The sequence below is a fragment of the Mesorhizobium sp. B2-3-14 genome (genome assembly GCF_006442175.1).
Lineage (GTDB): Bacteria > Pseudomonadota > Alphaproteobacteria > Rhizobiales > Rhizobiaceae > Mesorhizobium > Mesorhizobium australicum.
The window spans coordinates 21,488-38,999 of sequence record NZ_VFVP01000004.1; the positions used below are offsets into that span (position 1 = coordinate 21,488).

Annotated in this window: 12 protein-coding genes; 3 read left to right on the plus strand and 9 right to left on the minus strand. The window is 62.5% G+C overall.

What is annotated here, in order from left to right; translation table 11 throughout:
* The first annotated feature begins 134 nt into the window (after positions 1 to 134).
* A complete protein-coding gene (locus tag FJ950_RS11775; protein WP_181171181.1) occupies positions 135 to 1,718 on the plus strand; it encodes a DEAD/DEAH box helicase in 1,584 nt (527 codons plus the stop codon).
* Positions 1,719 to 1,869: 151 nt separating this feature from the next.
* Here the strand turns inward: FJ950_RS11775 and FJ950_RS11780 are convergent, their stop codons facing one another.
* From FJ950_RS11780 to FJ950_RS11810, 7 genes are all read right to left on the minus strand, one after another.
* A complete protein-coding gene (locus FJ950_RS11780; protein ID WP_140616918.1) occupies positions 1,870 to 2,475 on the minus strand; it encodes a hypothetical protein in 606 nt (201 codons plus the stop codon).
* 255 nt (positions 2,476 to 2,730) lie between these two features.
* The gene (locus FJ950_RS11785; RefSeq protein ID WP_015318025.1) at positions 2,731 to 3,381 is read right to left on the minus strand and encodes an OmpA family protein; all 651 of its coding nucleotides are present in this window, start codon (positions 3,379 to 3,381) and stop codon (positions 2,731 to 2,733) included.
* A gap of 133 nt (positions 3,382 to 3,514) precedes the next feature.
* Complete coding sequence (locus FJ950_RS11790; protein ID WP_140616919.1) at positions 3,515 to 3,883, minus strand: GFA family protein; 369 nt, start codon at positions 3,881 to 3,883, stop codon at positions 3,515 to 3,517.
* A gap of 114 nt (positions 3,884 to 3,997) precedes the next feature.
* Entirely contained in the window at positions 3,998 to 4,366 is a 369-nt protein-coding gene (locus tag FJ950_RS11795) for a hypothetical protein (RefSeq protein WP_015318027.1), read from the minus strand.
* A gap of 585 nt (positions 4,367 to 4,951) precedes the next feature.
* Positions 4,952 to 6,083 (minus strand): peptide chain release factor 2 gene (prfB, locus tag FJ950_RS11800; protein WP_015318029.1). Its coding sequence is split into 2 segments (ribosomal slippage): positions 4,952 to 6,016 and positions 6,018 to 6,083, totalling 1,131 coding nucleotides; the frame shifts between segments, so codons are not numbered across the junction.
* A gap of 124 nt (positions 6,084 to 6,207) precedes the next feature.
* Positions 6,208 to 8,652: a penicillin-binding protein 1A gene (locus FJ950_RS11805; RefSeq protein ID WP_015318030.1), complete on the minus strand. Its 2,445-nt coding sequence runs from the start codon at positions 8,650 to 8,652 to the stop codon at positions 6,208 to 6,210.
* 213 nt (positions 8,653 to 8,865) lie between these two features.
* Positions 8,866 to 10,143: an N-acetylmuramoyl-L-alanine amidase gene (locus FJ950_RS11810; protein ID WP_140616920.1), complete on the minus strand. Its 1,278-nt coding sequence runs from the start codon at positions 10,141 to 10,143 to the stop codon at positions 8,866 to 8,868.
* A gap of 650 nt (positions 10,144 to 10,793) precedes the next feature.
* Between FJ950_RS11810 and FJ950_RS11815 the strand changes: the two genes are divergently transcribed.
* Positions 10,794 to 13,748, plus strand: coding sequence for a ribonuclease E/G (locus FJ950_RS11815; RefSeq protein ID WP_140616921.1), 2,955 nt, complete (start codon positions 10,794 to 10,796; stop codon positions 13,746 to 13,748).
* Between the two features lie 94 nt (positions 13,749 to 13,842).
* Here FJ950_RS11815 and FJ950_RS11820 read toward each other — a convergent pair whose 3' ends face one another.
* Positions 13,843 to 14,790, minus strand: a complete 948-nt coding sequence (locus FJ950_RS11820) for a glutaminase (RefSeq protein WP_015318033.1) — start codon at positions 14,788 to 14,790, stop codon at positions 13,843 to 13,845.
* Between the two features lie 4 nt (positions 14,791 to 14,794).
* Positions 14,795 to 15,943 carry an aminotransferase class I/II-fold pyridoxal phosphate-dependent enzyme gene (locus FJ950_RS11825; RefSeq protein WP_140616922.1) on the minus strand — a complete coding sequence of 383 codons (1,149 nt, stop codon included), beginning with the start codon at positions 15,941 to 15,943 and terminating at the stop codon, positions 14,795 to 14,797.
* A gap of 147 nt (positions 15,944 to 16,090) precedes the next feature.
* On the opposite strand from FJ950_RS11825, the gene FJ950_RS11830 reads away from it, so the two are divergent.
* Entirely contained in the window at positions 16,091 to 17,485 is a 1,395-nt protein-coding gene (locus FJ950_RS11830; RefSeq protein WP_140616923.1) for a M48 family metalloprotease, read from the plus strand.
* Positions 17,486 to 17,512: the final 27 nt, after the last annotated feature.

Here is a 17,512-nt window from a genome sequence, read left to right on the forward strand (position 1 = left end):
TCGCGCCAATCCTACCCGTTTCTGTTGACAAATCGCGGGCTTGCGCCTAATCGCAATACCAATCTTGCAGGCGCGTGGCGCTTGCCGCGACGAATGACGTTGCGCTTCCCCGAACCAGCCAAAGACAGCAACACTTGTCCTCAGACACGACGATCGCTCAAGAAGCGTTGACCTTTTCAGACCTCGGCCTGTCGCCGAAGGTGCTTTCCGCAGTCACCGATGCCGGCTATCTCCAGCCGACGCCGATCCAGGCTGGTGCGATCCCGCACGCCTTGCTCGGCAAGGACGTGCTGGGCATTGCCCAGACCGGCACCGGCAAGACCGCGTCCTTCGTGCTGCCGATGCTGACCCGGCTGGAAAAGGGCCGTGCCCGCGCCCGCATGCCGCGCACGCTGATCCTGGAGCCGACGCGTGAGCTTGCCGCGCAGGTCGAGGAAAACTTCGTCAAATACGGCAAGAACCACAAGCTCAACATCGCGCTGCTGATCGGCGGGGTGTCGTTCGACGAACAGGACAAAAAGCTGGAGCGCGGCGCCGATGTGCTGATCGCTACGCCTGGCCGTCTGCTCGACCATCGCGAGCGCGGCAAGCTGCTGCTCAACGGCGTCGAGATCCTCGTCATCGACGAGGCGGACCGCATGCTCGACATGGGTTTCATTCCCGATATCGAGCGTATCTGCGAGATGATCCCGTTCACCCGGCAGACGCTGTTCTTCTCGGCGACCATGCCGCCAGAGATCACCAAGCTGACGGAAAAATTCCTGCATGCGCCGGTGCGCGTCGAGGTCTCCAAGGCCGCTTCGGCGGCCACCAACATCATCCAGCGGTTGGTCAAATCGGGCTCGAAGCCTTGGGACAAGCGTGAAACGCTGCGCAACCTGATCAAGGCCGAGGATGCGGAGCTGAAGAACGCGATCATCTTCTGCAACCGCAAGATCGAGGTTTCGGAGCTGTTCCGCTCGCTGCTGAAATATGATTTCGATGCCGGTGCGCTGCATGGCGACATGGACCAGCGCGCGCGCATGCAGATGCTGGCCAATTTCCGTGACGGCAAGCTGCGCTATCTCGTCGCCTCGGATGTCGCCGCGCGCGGCCTCGACATTCCCGACGTCAGCCATGTCTTCAACTACGACGTGCCGATCCATGCCGAGGACTATGTCCACCGCATCGGCCGCACCGGCCGTGCCGGACGCTCCGGCAAGTCCTTCACCATCGCGACCAAGTCCGACACCAAGTATATCGACGCCATCGAACGGCTGATCGGGACCAAGATCGAGTGGCATGACGGCGACCTGTCGACGGTGGTTGCCAGCGAAGGCGAGGACGATGCTCCGCGCCGCGGCAAAGGCGCGCCACGCCGCGCCGGCCGCAAGGACGAGGACCGCAACGACAGGGGCGGGCGCAAGAAGAGCGGCGAGCGTCGCGGCAGACACAGCGAGGAAGATGCCTCGGCCGTGGTTGCTCAGCCGCAGGAGCAGCCCGATGTGGCCGAGACGGCCGATATTGTCGAACGGCGCGCCCGCAAGGATGCAATCCGCTCGGAAAATACCGAGCGCAAATCGTCCGACCGCAATGAGCCGCGCGCCCCTGAGCGCGGCGACACCAGGCCGCAGCGCAGCAACAACCGCCCTGCCCGCCACCATCAGGAAGACAACGACGCCACGGTCGGCTTCGGCGACGACATGCCGGCCTTCATGCGCATCGTCGCCAAGGTCTGATTCCAGCCAGCAAGCCGCCTAGCCGGCTTGCCTTCTTTTTTGCCCTGCAGCCGACAGCAATTCGAGGAAAAGCCGCGTAGCGCTCTTCCGTCGCGAATTGCGTGGAAACAAGCAGGTGGGGCGATTCAGGCGAACGCTGATCCGCTCCAGTTCACATCGGCCCGGACATCATCTTGGTCGGTTTTTCCAGCATCGGAAACTCGGCCTTGTTGCATTTCACCTTCGGGTTCGTCGGACTGAACATGCCGTTCGGATTGTCATCGAGCCAGGCGTGAAGATCGTAGTGGACGAACTCCTTCGGGATGAGCGGATAATGTCCCTCCATCGGGCCCATAAAGGTTTGACCGAACAGCTTCGGCGGCGCCTTGATGTCCGGGGTTAGCGGCACCAGCCATTCCACGCCGACCAACTTCAGGCCTTTCTTGGTCGGCTCGTAGATCAGGACGTTGGGCTTCATCGGGTCGAGTTTCTGGCCGACGCTTGGAACATTGACGAAATGAATGCCCATGGCGCCTTTCGGATAGTCCATGGAGCCGGGTATCTTTTCTCCGCTGTAGTAGACGCAGCCGACCGTCGACAAATAGAGATCGCGGACGGCGGCGGTGTAGTCCTGATATTTGGCGAGCGATTTTTTCAACGCGTCGATGTCGGCCTTGTTGGCGTCCTCGGCATGAGCCGTGGCGAGGCCCAACCATGCACCTACAACACCTGTCAAAGCGAGGACGCCGCAGCGCCCAAGGCTGGCTGTTCTTGTCATGCATTCCTCCCAGATTTCATGATCTGGCCGTGCAAGACCGAGGCGGCGGCAAAGACGTTGATTGCGCGGCCGATTAAACCGCCCCATCCCCTTTGGAACAGCGGCGATGCTAATCCTTTCCACGGCTGCGGAAAAGAAATTATTAGATATTGCTAATTTTATTTGACTGCTGTCACGAAGCTGGCAGCGCCAGTATACGCCTGGATGAAAACGGCCCCCATTGGAGGCCGTTTAGCGTGACAAACACGGTCCTGCTCAGGTGAGTGGCGAAAGCTGGATCTCGACGCGTCGGTTCTGGGCCCGGCCCTCGGCCGTGGCGTTGGAGGCAACGGGCCTCGTCTTGCCAAATCCGGTGACGGCGAAGCGGCGCTGATCGACGCCCTGGCCGGAGAGATAATTGGCGACCGCCAGTGCACGGCGCTGCGACAGGTCGAAATTGTGCTGGTCGCCACCGGTCGAATCGGTGTGGCCGAAAACGTCGACCGTGGTCTGCTTGAACTTCTTCAGCACCAGCGCCACCGAATTCAGCACCTGGTAGAAGCCGGGCTTCACCGCGTCCTGGTCGGTGTTGAAGGTGATGTCGGACGGCATGTTGAGGATGATCTGGTCGCCGCTGCGGGTGACGCTGACGCCGGTGCCCTCGAGCTGCCGGCGCAGTTCCGCCTCGTTCTGGTCCATAGTGGCGCCAATGGCGCCGCCGGCCAGCGCGCCGATGCCGGCGCCGATCAAGGCATTGCGGCGGTCATTGCCGCCGGCAAGCAGACCAAGGCTGGCACCGGCCAGAGCGCCAAGGCCCGCGCCCGCCGCCGTGTTCGAAATCTTCTGGTCGCCCGTATACGGATCGGTGGTGGTGCACGCGGTCACGAGCAGAGCCGTCGCCATAACGACGAGCACGGTCTTCTTCATAGGATGGTCCCTCTCCAAGTCACGCCTTACGATGGCGCCAAATCAGCCCTTGCCGCGACTTGTAGCATGAAATGCGGCGAAAAACGGAACGGGAAAAGCGCCTGCCGATTATCCAGTTGGCCGCCCGGTGTGGCTACCAGAGATTCTTGCCGTCAATGACCACCACTTCGACTTTATCGAGATCGAAATCATCGAACAGCCGCGCGTTGACGCTGATCTTCGGATTGTCGAAATCCGGCTCGCCGGTCGACCAGTCCGGCGTTTCGGTGAAGGTGCCGCAGCCGCAGGTTGCGCAAAAACCATGCTTTACGGTTTTTGAGCCCCACTGATAAAAGGAAACATTCTTCAGCGGCGTGACGAGCTTGAACCGCGATGGGGTATAGTAGGCCCAAAGCGAGCCGCGTTTCGAGCAGAACGAACAGGTGCATTGCGTCACCGTCTGCGGCGCTTCCGACACCTCGAACATCGTCGCCTTGCAGTGGCAGCTTCCCTTGATGGCCATGAATATCACCTCTCCATTGTCCGCCGCCCAAGCGGCAAGGCACCATAAAGAAGCGATCCTGACAACTGGCCGTCAGCAGCCTTTGCGCCAATGCACTTCAACTGTCGGCGCGTCTCAAAATGAGCGCGGCGGCACGAACAGGCATATAGTCTTGCCGGCATCGAGACCGGCCTGATGCGCGCACCAGTGAAATTCGCCGTCAGGGCTGTCCTTGACGCGCTTGTCCGTCATCGGAACGACTTCGCCGGTACCGGCAATCACGTAGCCTTCGGGCTTTTCCAGCACTTCGCCGGTGTGCGTGGCACGACAGTCATAGTTGGCGCAGCAGGCGAACGGATAGCTCCAACCCTGCGGCTTTGCTGCCGTGGGCTTGGCATCATGAGCAAAGGCCGCAGGCGCGAACATCGCGACGGCAAACAGAGAAAACATAAGTCGGCCGACCGGTTGAACGGCTCGGGCCGATCTGGGCGTGGCAGCAGACATGGGACGTTCCTTTCGAGCGTCAAGCATTTCGCCTGCCCGTTCCCGGAACGTGTCTTCCCAGTGGCCGGATCATCAGTCGCAGATATGCCGCGTCCGGCCATAAATGCTTTTTGTCTCCCAGCATTTGGATGCTGGGCTGATTCCTTGGTCGGCGCAAGAAGCCGCTGCGCCCAGATATGGGCGCACGCCATAACACACTGCTACCGCTGACGAGATTCAAGCCAGGTAAGTTCCCGGCAGGCGGGCATGCAAACAACGGGATTGGCCCGGAGTGGTTCCAGCCGCTCAAATCCAATCACATGCTCTTGATTGCCGGTGACAGTGCCGACGATCGTCCGCAAAGGAGAATCAGCCACCCTGCAGCCGAAGAAGGTATGAGCAGCCGGCCGAACGGCGAACATGCGCCGCGCCCGCTTTGGGAGGAAGAAAAGCCCCTTCCCGCACCAGAGCGATATGCCGAGTCGGGACCCAATCACCACGAACTTGTCGCGCCGCACCGGCGAACACTTGAGACCAACACCGGGCGCCGCACGACAATACGTCCGCTTTTGCGACCGGCTCGCGATCATTGCCCGCGCAAGCAGCCTAATCCAGATCCGCCACCGCTTCGCCCGCGCCGCCCTCGATGCGTTGCGATAGCGAAGCTTCCATGAAGTCGTCGAGGTCGCCGTCGAGCACGCTCGAGGGGCTGGTGCTTTCGACACCGGTGCGCAGATCCTTGACCAGCTGATAGGGCTGCAGCACGTAGGAGCGTATCTGGTGACCCCAGCCGATGTCGCTCTTCGATGCCTCAGTGGCATTGGCCACCGCTTCGCGCTTCTTCAGCTCTTCCTCGTAGAGGCGCGAGCGCAGCATTTCCCAGGCCTTGGCCTTGTTCTTGTGCTGCGAGCGTTCTGCCTGACAGGCGACCGCGATGCCGGTGGCGATATGGGTGATGCGCACAGCCGAATCGGTGGTGTTGACGTGCTGGCCGCCCGAACCCGATGAACGATAGGTGTCGATGCGCACGTCGGATTCGGAGACGTCGATCTCTATCCTGTCGTCGACGACAGGATAGACCCAGACGCTGGAGAAGGACGTATGACGGCGCGCATTGCTGTCATAGGGTGAGATGCGCACCAGGCGGTGGACGCCGGATTCGGTCTTCATCCAGCCATAGGCATTGTGGCCCTTGATCAGCAAGGTCGCGGACTTGATGCCCGCCTCTTCGCCGTCATGCACTTCCAGCACCTCGACCTTGAAGCGGCGGCGCTCGGCCCAGCGCGTGTACATGCGCAACAGCATCGAGGCCCAATCCTGGCTCTCGGTGCCGCCGGCGCCGGCATGGATTTCGAGATAGGTGTCGTTGGCGTCCGCTTCGCCCGAGAGCAGCGTTTCCACCTGTCGGGCCTTGGCCTCGCCCTGCATCGAACGGATCGCGGCTTCGGCTTCGGCGACGACGCCTTCGTCGCCCTCTTCCTCGCCGAGCTCGATGAGACCGATATTGTCTTCCAGCGCCTGGGTCAGGCCCTTGACCGCCGCGATACCTTCCTCGAGGCCCTGGCGCTCGCGCATCAGCTTCTGCGCTTCCAGCGGTTCGTTCCAGAGACTGGCGTCCTCGGCCCGCACGTTCAGGTATTCAAGCCGCTTTATGGCCTGATCCCAGTCAAAGATGCCTCCTCAGCAGGGTTATCGCCTGCCTGATCTCGTCGACGATATTCTGCGTTTCCGCGCGCATGGCCTGATGTTTTGTCCTGTTGCTGAAATGACGCTTCGGTCGGCGCGATACATAGGGACGGTGCCGCCATGTGTAAAGCGAAATGGGCCAGCCGGAGGCTGGCCCAACTGGACGCGTGAATTCGTCAGTAAAGGCCGCCGCCGCCGTCCTGGATGGCCTGGTTGGCCTGCGGCGACAGCGCGCCGCCCGAGGCGTTGGAACCATCGGCACCCATGCCGATCACCCAGTAGCTGTCGGCGGGGCCGGTGCCCGGCTTGAAAGCCTCGATGATGGTGCCCGCATCGCCCGAGGAGGAGCGCATGCCGGTCTTGCGGTTGATGGCGATCAGGTTCATGCCGTCAGGCACCTTGAAGTCGACATTGGGCGTGCCGTCCAGCGCCACACGCATGAAGTCCTTGAAGATCGGGGCGGCAAGACCGCCGCCGGTGGCGCCGTGGCCGAGGCCGCGCGGCGTGTCGTAGCCCATGTAGAGCCCAACCACGAGGTTCGGCGTATAGCCGATGAACCATGCGTCCTTCTCATCGTTGGTGGTGCCGGTCTTGCCGGCGATGTGGCGGCCAAGTTCCCCGATTGTGGCGCCGGTGCCGCGCTGGACGACGCCTTCCATCATCGAGGTGATCTGGTAGGCGGTCATCGGATCGAGCACCTGCTCGGAATTGTCGACCAGTTCCGGCTCGGGCTGGTTTTTCCATTCAGGAGCGTTGCAGCCTTCGCAGCCACGCTCGTCCTGCTTGAACACGGTCTTGCCGTAGCGGTCCTGGATACGATCGATCAGCGACGGCTTGATCGACTTGCCGCCATTGGCCATGATCGAATAGGCCGAAACCATGCGCATGACGGTCGTCTCGCCCGAACCCAGCGCCATCGGCAAATATGGCGCCAGATGATCATAGACGCCGAAGCGCTCGGCATATTCGACCACCAGCTTCATGCCCATGTCGTTGGCAAGCCGCACCGTCATCAGGTTGCGCGACTTCTCGATGCCGGAGCGGAGCGTTGCCGGCCCGGCGACGGTGCCGTCATAGTTCTTCGGCGTCCAGGTGGTGTTGCCGCTCTGGATGGTGATCGGTCCGTCCATGATCACCGAGGCCGGAGTATAGCCATTGTCGAGTGCGGCCGAATAGACGATGGGCTTGAATGACGAACCCGGCTGGCGCATCGCCTGGGTGGCGCGGTTGAATTCGGACTGCGAATAGGAGAAGCCGCCGACCATGGCCAGCACGCGGCCGGTGTGCGGATCCATCGCGATCAGTCCGCCTTCCACCTCGGGAACCTGGCGCAAGCTGTAGGTATTGTCGGAGCCGTCGTTCTTCTGGACGAAGATGACGTCGCCCGGCTTCAGCACGTCGGCCGGTGACTTGGCCTTGACCGTCTTGCCGTCGACCACATGGCGCATGGCAAAGCCCATGTCTTCCTTGCTGACGGTGCCTTCGACGCGTTCCTTCACGATATCGCCCGACGCCTGGCGTGCGGGCTGCAGGCCGATCGACAGCCCGGACGCCGAACTGTCGAGCACGACGGCCAGCGACCACTCGGGAACGTCTTCCAGTCCCTTGACGGCGCCCAGCGGCACACCCCAATCGCCGGAGACATCGATCGTCTTCAACGGCCCGCGATAGCCACGCAAAGTATCGTATTTCATCAATCCATTCTGCATCGCCTTGCGGGCGATGAGCTGGACCTTCGGGTCAAGGGTGGTGCGAATCGACAGCCCGCCCTCATAGAGCGCGTTCTCGCCATAGCGGGCGATGATCTGCCGACGGACCTCTTCCGTGAAATACTCGCCGGCGAAAAGGTAGGAGCCGCTGCGGCGCGGAGCAACGCCAAGCGGCTCGGCCTTCGCCTTTGCGCCCTCTTCAGGCGTCACGTAACCGTTCTCGACCATCTGGCCGATGACCCAGTTTCGCCGTTCAATTGCCCGGTCGGCGTGCTTGAAGGGATTGTAGTTGGCCGGACCTTTCGGGAGCGATGCCAGATAGGCGGCCTCGGCCACGGTCAGCTCGTTCACCGATTTATCGAAGTAGGTCAGTGCCGCACCGGCAACGCCATAGGCGTTGAAGCCAAAGAAAATCTCGTTGAGATAGAGCTCGAGGATTCGATCCTTGGAATAGGCCTGTTCGATGCGGAACGAGAGGATGGCCTCCTTGACCTTGCGTTCCAGGGAACGCTCGTTGGTGAGCAGGAAGTTCTTGGCAACCTGCTGGGTGATCGTCGAGCCGCCCTGCATGGGGCCACCCGAAACGTAAGTGATAACCGCTCTGCCCAATCCCGTTATATCGACACCGGGGTGGCTGTAGAAGTTCTTGTCCTCAGCCGACAGGAAGGCAGCCTTGACGCGATCCGGGATAGCCTGGATCGGCAAATACAGGCGCCGTTCCCGCGCGTACTCGGCCATCAGCGCGCCATCCGAGGCATGGATGCGGGTGGTCACCGGAGGCTCGTACTTTGCCAGCACTTCGTAGTCAGGCAGATCCTTCGCTACATGGCCGATGTAGAGGGCAACGCCCGCCGCGGCCAGGAGGGCCAGCGTCGTGCCTATGCCGAAGAAATAGCCAATGAGACGAATCATACCCGCTCCAGTCCTTGGTTCGGGAATTTCCTAAACGAAGCCGCCTTTCACGCAAGCTTTCGAGCCGGTCCCAACCCGTAATCGAAAACCCATGTCGCCACCATGTGGACAAAATACGGCAAGGCCTGATTTCGCAGCCGCAAGCCCGAAATAAAAGCGCAGGGTGTTGTCATCGCGCAACGCCGCCTCTGGTTGCAGGGCCGCCGGGCATTGTCAACCTCCGGTTCCAGCCCCGGCACGCGCGGAAGCGAACAATGCCACGGCATTGGTGATGCTTTGCGCTGCCTTGCCGCGCCACTCGGCGTCAAGCAGTTGCGCCTCGTCCTTGGCATTGGAGAGATAGCCGAGCTCGACCAGCACGGACGGCACGTCGGGGGCCTTCAGCACCTTGAACCCGGCCGAACGCTGCGGATTGTTGATAAGACCGACGCTGGTCGACAGCTGACCGACCAATGTGTGGGCAAAACTCATCGAGAAGGTGTGCGTCTCGCGCCGGATCAGGTCGATCAGGATGTCGGTCACTTCCTTGCTGTCGTTCTTGATGACCATGCCGGCGAACTGGTCGGACAGGTTTTCACGGTCGGCCAGCGCCTGCGCTTCCGGATCGGAGGCCTTGTCGGAAACGGTATAGACGGTGGCGCCGCGGATTCCCTTGACGCTGATCGTGTCGGCATGAATCGAAATCAGCAGATCGGCTTCATGCTGGCGGGCGATGCGGACGCGGTCGTCGAGGCGCAGATATTCGTCGGTATCCCGGGTCATGAAGACATCGTATCTGCCGGCGGCCGCGAGTTTGTCGCGCAGCTCCGTGGCAAAGGCCAGCGTGACGTTCTTCTCGATGGTGCCGTTCAAACCTTCGGCACCGCCGTCTACGCCGCCGTGGCCGGGGTCGATGACGATGGTGAATCGGTGGCCCGGATTGGAGACAGGCCCGGTTCCGACCCGGCCGCCCTTGTCGGTCGAAACCGTGGAACCGGTGGTCAGCGCCTGATTGGCAAGAGCGGCATCGAACTCACGTTCGGAGGCCGCCGACATGTCGACGGCGAGGCGGTAGCCGGTTCCGTCCTCGTTCTTGAGCACATCGAGCTTGTCGACGGCGAACGGCCCCTTGCCGGTGAGGATCAGACGCGAGACGCCCTCGCCGAGCTCACCGAGCCGCACGCCCTTGACCAGGCCACGCGGCTTCAGATCCTTGGCATCGATGGCAAATCGGGTGTTCGCAAGATCGATGACAAGGCGATTGGGTCCGCGCAGCAGGAACCATTTGATGTCAGGCTCGCGATCGAAATCCATGACGATGCGCATCTTGGTGGCATCGCCGGCCATTTTGTAGCCCTTGGCCATGAGCGGAGCGTCGGCCGCATTGGCAACCATGGAAAGGGCTACAGGGGAAAAGACTTGGGAAATCGCCACCAGCAGCAGGAGACAGAAGGCACGGAGAACCTGGCCGCCAACACGACATCCCTTGTCTGTGAAGTCCGCCAGTCCCATCTTTCTTCCAGTCGCTCCCGGTTTGGCGCCAGGCGCCGGTTCGTTTCGTCAACATGCCGGTTAGGCCGCGAGCTCGATTAACGATTGGTATCCAGAGAAGGTTAACCAAGCCTTTTCACGCAAGGACGGGGCCAGGCTTACGCTACGGAACTGCTTTTTGCCGGCATCGGAAATCGGGGTTGCCTTCCAACCCGCCAAATCATAAAAGCGATGGTGGATCACTGCAATCCTGGAACCGCCCTCCTCCGCAGCTTCCTGCTACAGGGTCAGATGAAAGGCGGCTCCTTTCGCTTCACGCGAAAAGGCTTCAGGTGATTGCGACGAATTTCGCAGGTGTGCTCCCGTGGCGGGGGAATCGCCTGCGTGAGGAAAACGGCCCGGGTTTGTTCCCGCGCCGGCTCTGTATGAGCAAACAAGCTGGTCCGGTTTCCGGGCTTTGGTTCAAAAGGTTCTGCTGGTGACGATGGCTTCAAGCGCAATCATGGAAAGGTCCGCATCAAACCGCGCCAATATGGCTGCGGGCGGCACCGCCATGACACGCAGGCAGCGTCCGGCGGACATTCAGACATCCGGCACCCACACACCAGAAACGCAGCAGCGGGCTTTGCCTTGCAAGCTGCGGCTGACGGCTGCCGGGAGGAAACGAAATAATGCCCAACAAAATGCTGATAGACGCCTCCCACCCGGAGGAAACACGCGTAGTCGTCGTACGCGGTAACCGTATCGAAGAATTCGACTTTGAATCCCAGGACAAGAAGCAGCTCAAAGGAAATATCTATCTCGCCCGTGTAACGCGCGTCGAACCCTCCCTTCAGGCAGCCTTTGTCGAATATGGCGGCAACCGTCACGGTTTTCTCGCCTTCAGTGAAATACACCCCGATTACTACCAGATTCCGGTCGCCGACCGTCAGGCACTGCTGCGCGCGGAAGCGCAGGAGGCCGAGGACGAAGAGAACGAGGACGGCGAAGGCGACGATCGCCAGAGCCGGGATCGTGGACGGCGCGGTCGCCGGCGCGGCGGCAAGCCCCGCGACCGTGGTGAAAACAGGCGCGATGCCGGCACGGCCGAATCCGGCGAGGCAAGCGAAGCCGCCGGCGAGGCAGACGAAAACAACGACAATGGCCCGGATGACAATGGCCCGGACGTTATCGCCGAGAACATGGCCGACGTTTCCGGGACCACGGAACACGCATCCGACGCCTCGGAATACGCCGACGCACCCGAACAGGACGAGGTTTCTTCCGAACAGGATAAAGGCGAGACCAACGACGGCCCTCCCAAGTCGATCGCCGCCTCCGTCGAAGGCGATGTGATTTCCGAGCCCATCCCGCATGCCGAACAGGGCAGCGAAGCCACCTCCACCGACAATGATCGCGGCATGCTGGAGGAAGTATCCTCTTCCCATCCGGACGATCATGAGATCGAATCGGTCGGCGCCGAGGACGCGCTCGAGGAAGTGCGCAATCGCCGCAAGCCGGTGCGCCGCCAGTACAAGATCCAGGAAGTGATCAAGCGCCGGCAGATCCTGCTGGTGCAGGTCGTCAAGGAAGAGCGCGGCAACAAGGGCGCGGCGCTCACCACCTATCTGTCGCTCGCCGGCCGCTATTCCGTTCTGATGCCGAACACGGCGCGCGGCGGTGGCATTTCGCGCAAGATCACCAGCGCGGTCGACCGCAAGCGCCTCAAGGAGGTCGTCGCCGATCTCGAAGTGCCGCAAGGCATGGGCGTCATCCTGCGCACCGCAGGCGAGAGCCGCACCAAAGCCGAGATCAAGCGCGACTACGAATATCTGATGCGGCTGTGGGAGAACGTGCGCAACCTCACGCTCCAGTCCACGGCCCCTGCCCTCGTCTATGAGGAAGGCAGCCTGATCAAGCGCTCGGTGCGCGACCTCTACAACAAGGACATCGACGAGATTCTCGTCTCCGGCGAAGAGGGCTATCGCGAGGCCAAGGATTTCATGCGCATGCTGATGCCGAGCCACGCCAAGGTGGTTCAGCCGTTCCGCGACACGACGCCGATCTTCGTGCGCAACGGCATCGAGGCGCAGCTCGACCGCATGCTGCAGCCGCAAGTGACGCTGAAGAGCGGCGGCTACATCATCATCAACCAGACCGAAGCGCTGGTCGCCATCGACGTCAATTCGGGCCGTTCCACCAAGGAGCACTCGATCGAGGACACCGCGCTCCACACCAATCTGGAAGCGGCCGAGGAAGTCGCCCGCCAGCTCAGGCTGCGCGACCTTGCCGGCCTGATCGTCATCGACTTCATCGACATGGAGGAGAACCGCAACAACCGCTCCGTCGAGAAGCGGCTGAAGGATCACCTCAAGAACGATCGTGCTCGCATCCAGGTCGGCCGCATCTCGCATTTCGGCCTGATGGAGATGTCGCGTCAGCGCATCCGCGCCAGCGTGCTGGAATCGACCATGAAGCCGTGCCCGCATTGCGGCGGCACCGGCCATGTCAGGTCCGATTCGTCGGTGGCGCTGATGGTGGTACGGGCGATCGAGGAGTTCCTGCTCAAGGATTCGCGAAGCCACATCACGGTGCGCACGCCGGCCGCGACCGCGCTCTACGTGCTCAACCACAAGCGCGGCACGCTGGTGGAACTGGAAAGCCGCTTCGGCCTGACGATCACCATCGAGGCAGACGATGCGGTCGGTGCCCAGCACTACGCGATCTTCCGCGGCGCGCTGGCCGAAAAGCCGGAAGGTTTCGTCGAGGTGCGCAGCCTGCCGGCCTATGTCGAGCCGGAAGAGCCCGAGGACGAGATCGTCGTCGCCGAGGAGGAGGACGAGGCGCCGGCCCAGGCCGAACAGCCGCGCCACGCCCAGCAGCCACAGCATCAGCAGCCCAAATCCGGCGAGGACGGCGAAGGCCGCGATCGCAAACGCCGCAAACGCCGCAGGCGGCGTGGCGGCAAGGACCGCGACCGTGAGCATGGCGCCCCGACCGACGGCGCTTCCCTCGCCACGTCCGATGACGGTTTCTCCGCGCCGGAAGGCGCTGCGGACCATGGCGATGCCGAGGTGGACGACGAGGCTGCGGTCGCCGCAACCGGGACCGTCGAAACGGCGGAAGCGCCCGACGATGGCCAGGGCAAGAAGCGTCGGCGCGGCAAGCGCGGCGGCAAGCGCAACCGTCGCGAAGACGGTGAAGGCGAGACCGAGGCGGAAGCCGGCGAAACGACCGAGCCCGCCGAAGCGGACGCTTCGCTAAGCGAGCCTGTGTCGATCGAGCCGGTGGCTGCCACCGCCGTCGAACAACCCGCGGCTACCGTGAGCGACGAGGTGCCAAGCACCGAGAAACCCAAGAAACCGCGTCGCGCAGCCAAGCCGAAGAAGGCGGCCGCCGAAGCCGTCGCCGATGAGCCGACCGCGGACCTGGCCGTGCAGGCACCCGCCGAAACGCCAGCCACGGCATCGGACGAGGCAGCGGCCGCCGAGGAGACGCCGAAGGCTCGGCCATCCCGCCGCAAGGCGGCAGCCGCTGATACGCCTGTCGTACCGGTGGTTTCCTCGACCGTCGCCGATGAGCCTGAAGTCAAGACCGAAGAAAAGCCGAAGCGTGCCGGCTGGTGGCAGCGGAAAGGCTTTTTCTAAGCTTTTCAAATCGTTGAATTGAATCTTTGACAAAAAAATCCCGCGCCGATCGAAATGAACGGCGCGGGATTTTTCTTATCGGCAGGTCACGTTTCTAAGGCGCGAAGATCGACCAGTTCATCATCCTGGCGAGCTTTTCCAGTGCGATCGAACCCAGCTTGGAATTGCCGTTGGCGTTGAGGCCAGGCGACCAGACGGCGAGCGAGGCGACACCCGGCACGATGCCCAATATGCCGCCGCCGACGCCGCTCTTGCCGGGGATGCCGACGCGGAAAGCGAAATCGCCAGAGCCGTCATAGTGGCCGCAGGTCAGCATCATGGCGCCGATGCGCCGCGCCCGCTCCGCCGACACCACGGAATGCCCGGTCGCCGGGTTCTTGCCGCCATTGGCGAGGAAGCGGCCGGCCATTGCCAATTGCCGGCAGCTCATGGCAATGGCGCAATGGTGGAAGTAGACGCCCAGCGCCAGTTCCGGCGCATGATGGAGATTGCCGAAGGATTTCATGTAGTTGGCGAGCGCGAAATTGCGGTAACCAGTGGCACGTTCGGAAGCCGCGACCTCGCGATCGATGATGATCGTCTCGTCGTCGGCGAGGAACTGGATGAAGCGCAGTATCTCGCCGATCGCCTCGCGCGGCTGGTGACCGGCAAGCAGGATGTCGGAAATGACGATGGCACCGGCATTGATGAACGGATTGCGCGGAATGCCGTTCTCATGCTCGAGCTGGACAATCGAGTTGAACGGGTTGCCGGAGGGCTCGCGCCCCACCCGCTTCCACAGCGCATCGCCGACATTGCCGAGCGCCAGCGTCAGCGTGAACACCTTCGAGATGCTCTGGATCGAAAACGCCTGGTCGGCATCGCCGGCCACGAGCGTGCGGCCATCATTGGTAACGGCCGCGATGCCGAATTTCTTCGGGTCGACCTTGCCCAGTTGGGGAATATAGGTCGCGACATCGCCGCGATCGGTGCGTTCCGCCATTTCCGCCGCGACTTCCGCCAATGCTTGATCAAGTTTGGGGGCCTGTTCGACTTCCGGCATGACGCTACCTCAACCAGCGTTCGATGCGCGCCATCGCCTCGACCATGTCGTCGTGGCTGCCAGCATAGGAAAACCGCATCGTGCGATGCCCCGCCCTGGTGTCGAAATCGCGGCCGGGTGTCGCTGCAACATGCGCCTCGGCCAGCATCCTGCGGGCGAAGACCATGCTGTCATTGCTGTGCCGGGTGACATCGCAAAAGGCATAGAAGGCGCCATCCATGGGCGCCGCCAGGGGAAAACCCAGCTCCGGCAAACGCTTCATCAAGAGCTCGCGATTCCAGGCATAGCGTCCCTTCACCGCCTCCAGTTCCTCGGTTGCGGCAAAAGCCTCGATCGCCGCAATCTGCGACAGCTCCGACGGGGAGATGTAGAGGCTCTGGGCGATGCGCTCGACCGGCCGCACGAGTTCTTCCGGCAAAACCATCCAGCCGATGCGCCAGCCGGTCATGCAGTAGTATTTCGAGAAGGAGTTGATCACCGTCACGCTGTCGCTGAAGGCGAGTGCCGTGGTGTCGGAGGCGCCATAGGCCAACCGATGGTAGATCTCATCGGAAATGACGGCGATGCCGAGCGATTCCGCCGTGGTGATCAGCGTCGCCAGCTCGTCGGCTGGGATGACGGCGCCCGTCGGATTGGCCGGACTTGCAAACAGCACACCCTTCAGCGGCGCCTCGCGATGCGCGGCTTCCAGATGGCCAGCGTGCAGATAAGCCGCGTCGCCGAGCTCGATTTCGACCACGTCGATGCCAAGGGCTGCCATAATGTTGCGATAGGCGGGGTAGCCGGGCGCGGCGATGGCGACCCGGTCGCCCGGATCGAACATCGCCAGGAAGGCGAGATTGAAGGCCGCCGACGATCCGGTGGTTACCGCGATCCGGCCGGGGTCGACATCGAGGCCATAATGATCCGCGTAATGCCCGGCGATCGCCTTGCGCAGCGAGGCCAGACCCAAGGTGTCGGTATAGCCTATGCGTCCAACCTCCAGCGCCTTGGCGGCGGCGGCACGGACCCGAGCCGGCGCTTGATCGGATGGCTGGCCGACCGCCATGGAGATCACCGGCACGCCCTGAGCCCTCAGCCGGTTCGCTTCGGCCAGCACATCCATGGCGTGGAACGGCTCGACATTGCCGCGATGGGAGAGCGAAACGACCATTTTTACCCCTGTCCCGAGGATTGAGCGCGCCAGGTCCTGACGCATGCGCCGCACAAATGCCCGATTGATGTGAGGATCACAAGTTGAGGAAGTTTTTCAGGCGCCGACTTTTCATCTTTCGCCCGCTCGTCTACCAGTGGACACATTATGTTGAGCCGACCCAGATCGACGATTGCCCGGGCAGCGCGTGTCTTCGCAACGGTTTCGCTTGCCGCCGCGGTTGCGGTTGCGGGTTCGCAGACCGCCTTCGCCCAAGGCGTGCCAGTGGTCCGCGACGCCGAGATCGAAGCCCTGGTGCGCGATTATGCACGGCCGATCTTCAGGGCCGCCGGGCTGGCGAATGATGGCATCGACATCGTGCTGGTCAATGATTCCAGCTTCAACGCCTTCGTCACCGGGCGCCGGCTGTTCATCAACACCGGCGCGTTGATGACGGCTGAGACGCCGAACGAAATCATCGGCGTCATCGCACACGAAGCCGGGCATATCGCCGGCGGCCACCAGCAGAAACTGCGCGACCAGCTCGAACGCGCCAAGACCATGGCCATCATCGCCACCCTGCTCGGTGCCGGCGCGATCGTTGCTGGTGCGACCACGAACAGCCGCGGCCTTGCCGGCGCCGGCATGGGCGTGGCGGCCGGCGGCGGCGAGATGGCGCAGCGCAGCATCCTCGCCTACCAGCGCACCGAGGAAATCACGGCCGACCGCTCGGCCATCACCTATCTCAATGCCACCGGCCAGTCCGGCATGGGCATGCTGAAGACCTTCCACCGCTTCCAGACCGCGCTGTCGCTGTCGGGCGCGCAGGTCGATCCCTACCGGATCAGCCACCCGATGCCGCAGGACCGCATCGCCAACCTCGAGGTGCTGGTCAAACAGAGCCCCAACATCGACAAGATCGACGCGCCGGCACTGCAGCAGCGCCACGACATGATGCGGGTGAAGATTGCCGTCTACATGGAAGGCCAGGCCGCCGCGACGCGGCTGATGCAAAAGATGCGGGGCAGCATGGCGGCGCTGTATGGCGATGCCCAGTCGGCCTATCTCTACGGCAACATCGCCGCGGCGCTCACCAAGACCAACGCCCTGATCAAGGCGCAGCCCAAGAATGCCTACTTCCAGGAGCTGCGCGGCGATATTCTGATGAAAGCCAACAAGCCCGCGGATGCTGCCGACGCTTATTCCAAAGCGGTCAGCCTCGACCCAGCACGGTCCGGCCTGCTGCCTGTCTCGCTTGGCCAGGCGCTGATGGCGGTCGGCACGCCCGACTCGCTGAAGAAAGCTGTCGTGCAGATCAACAATGGCCTGGGCCGCGACAAGGAAAACTCCACCGGATATCGTTACCTGGCGCAGGCTTACGGGGAGCTGGGAGACATACCGGGCGCGGAGCTTGCCACCGCCGAAGGCCATTTCTATTCCGGCAACTACAAGGATGCCAAGATCTTCGCCATGCGGGCGCAACAGCAGATGAAGCGCGGCGAGCCGCGCTGGATACGCGCCCAGGACATCATAAACTACAAATCGTCAGGCAAGAGCCAGTAATCTCATGAACCTTCCGGCCGCGTGCTG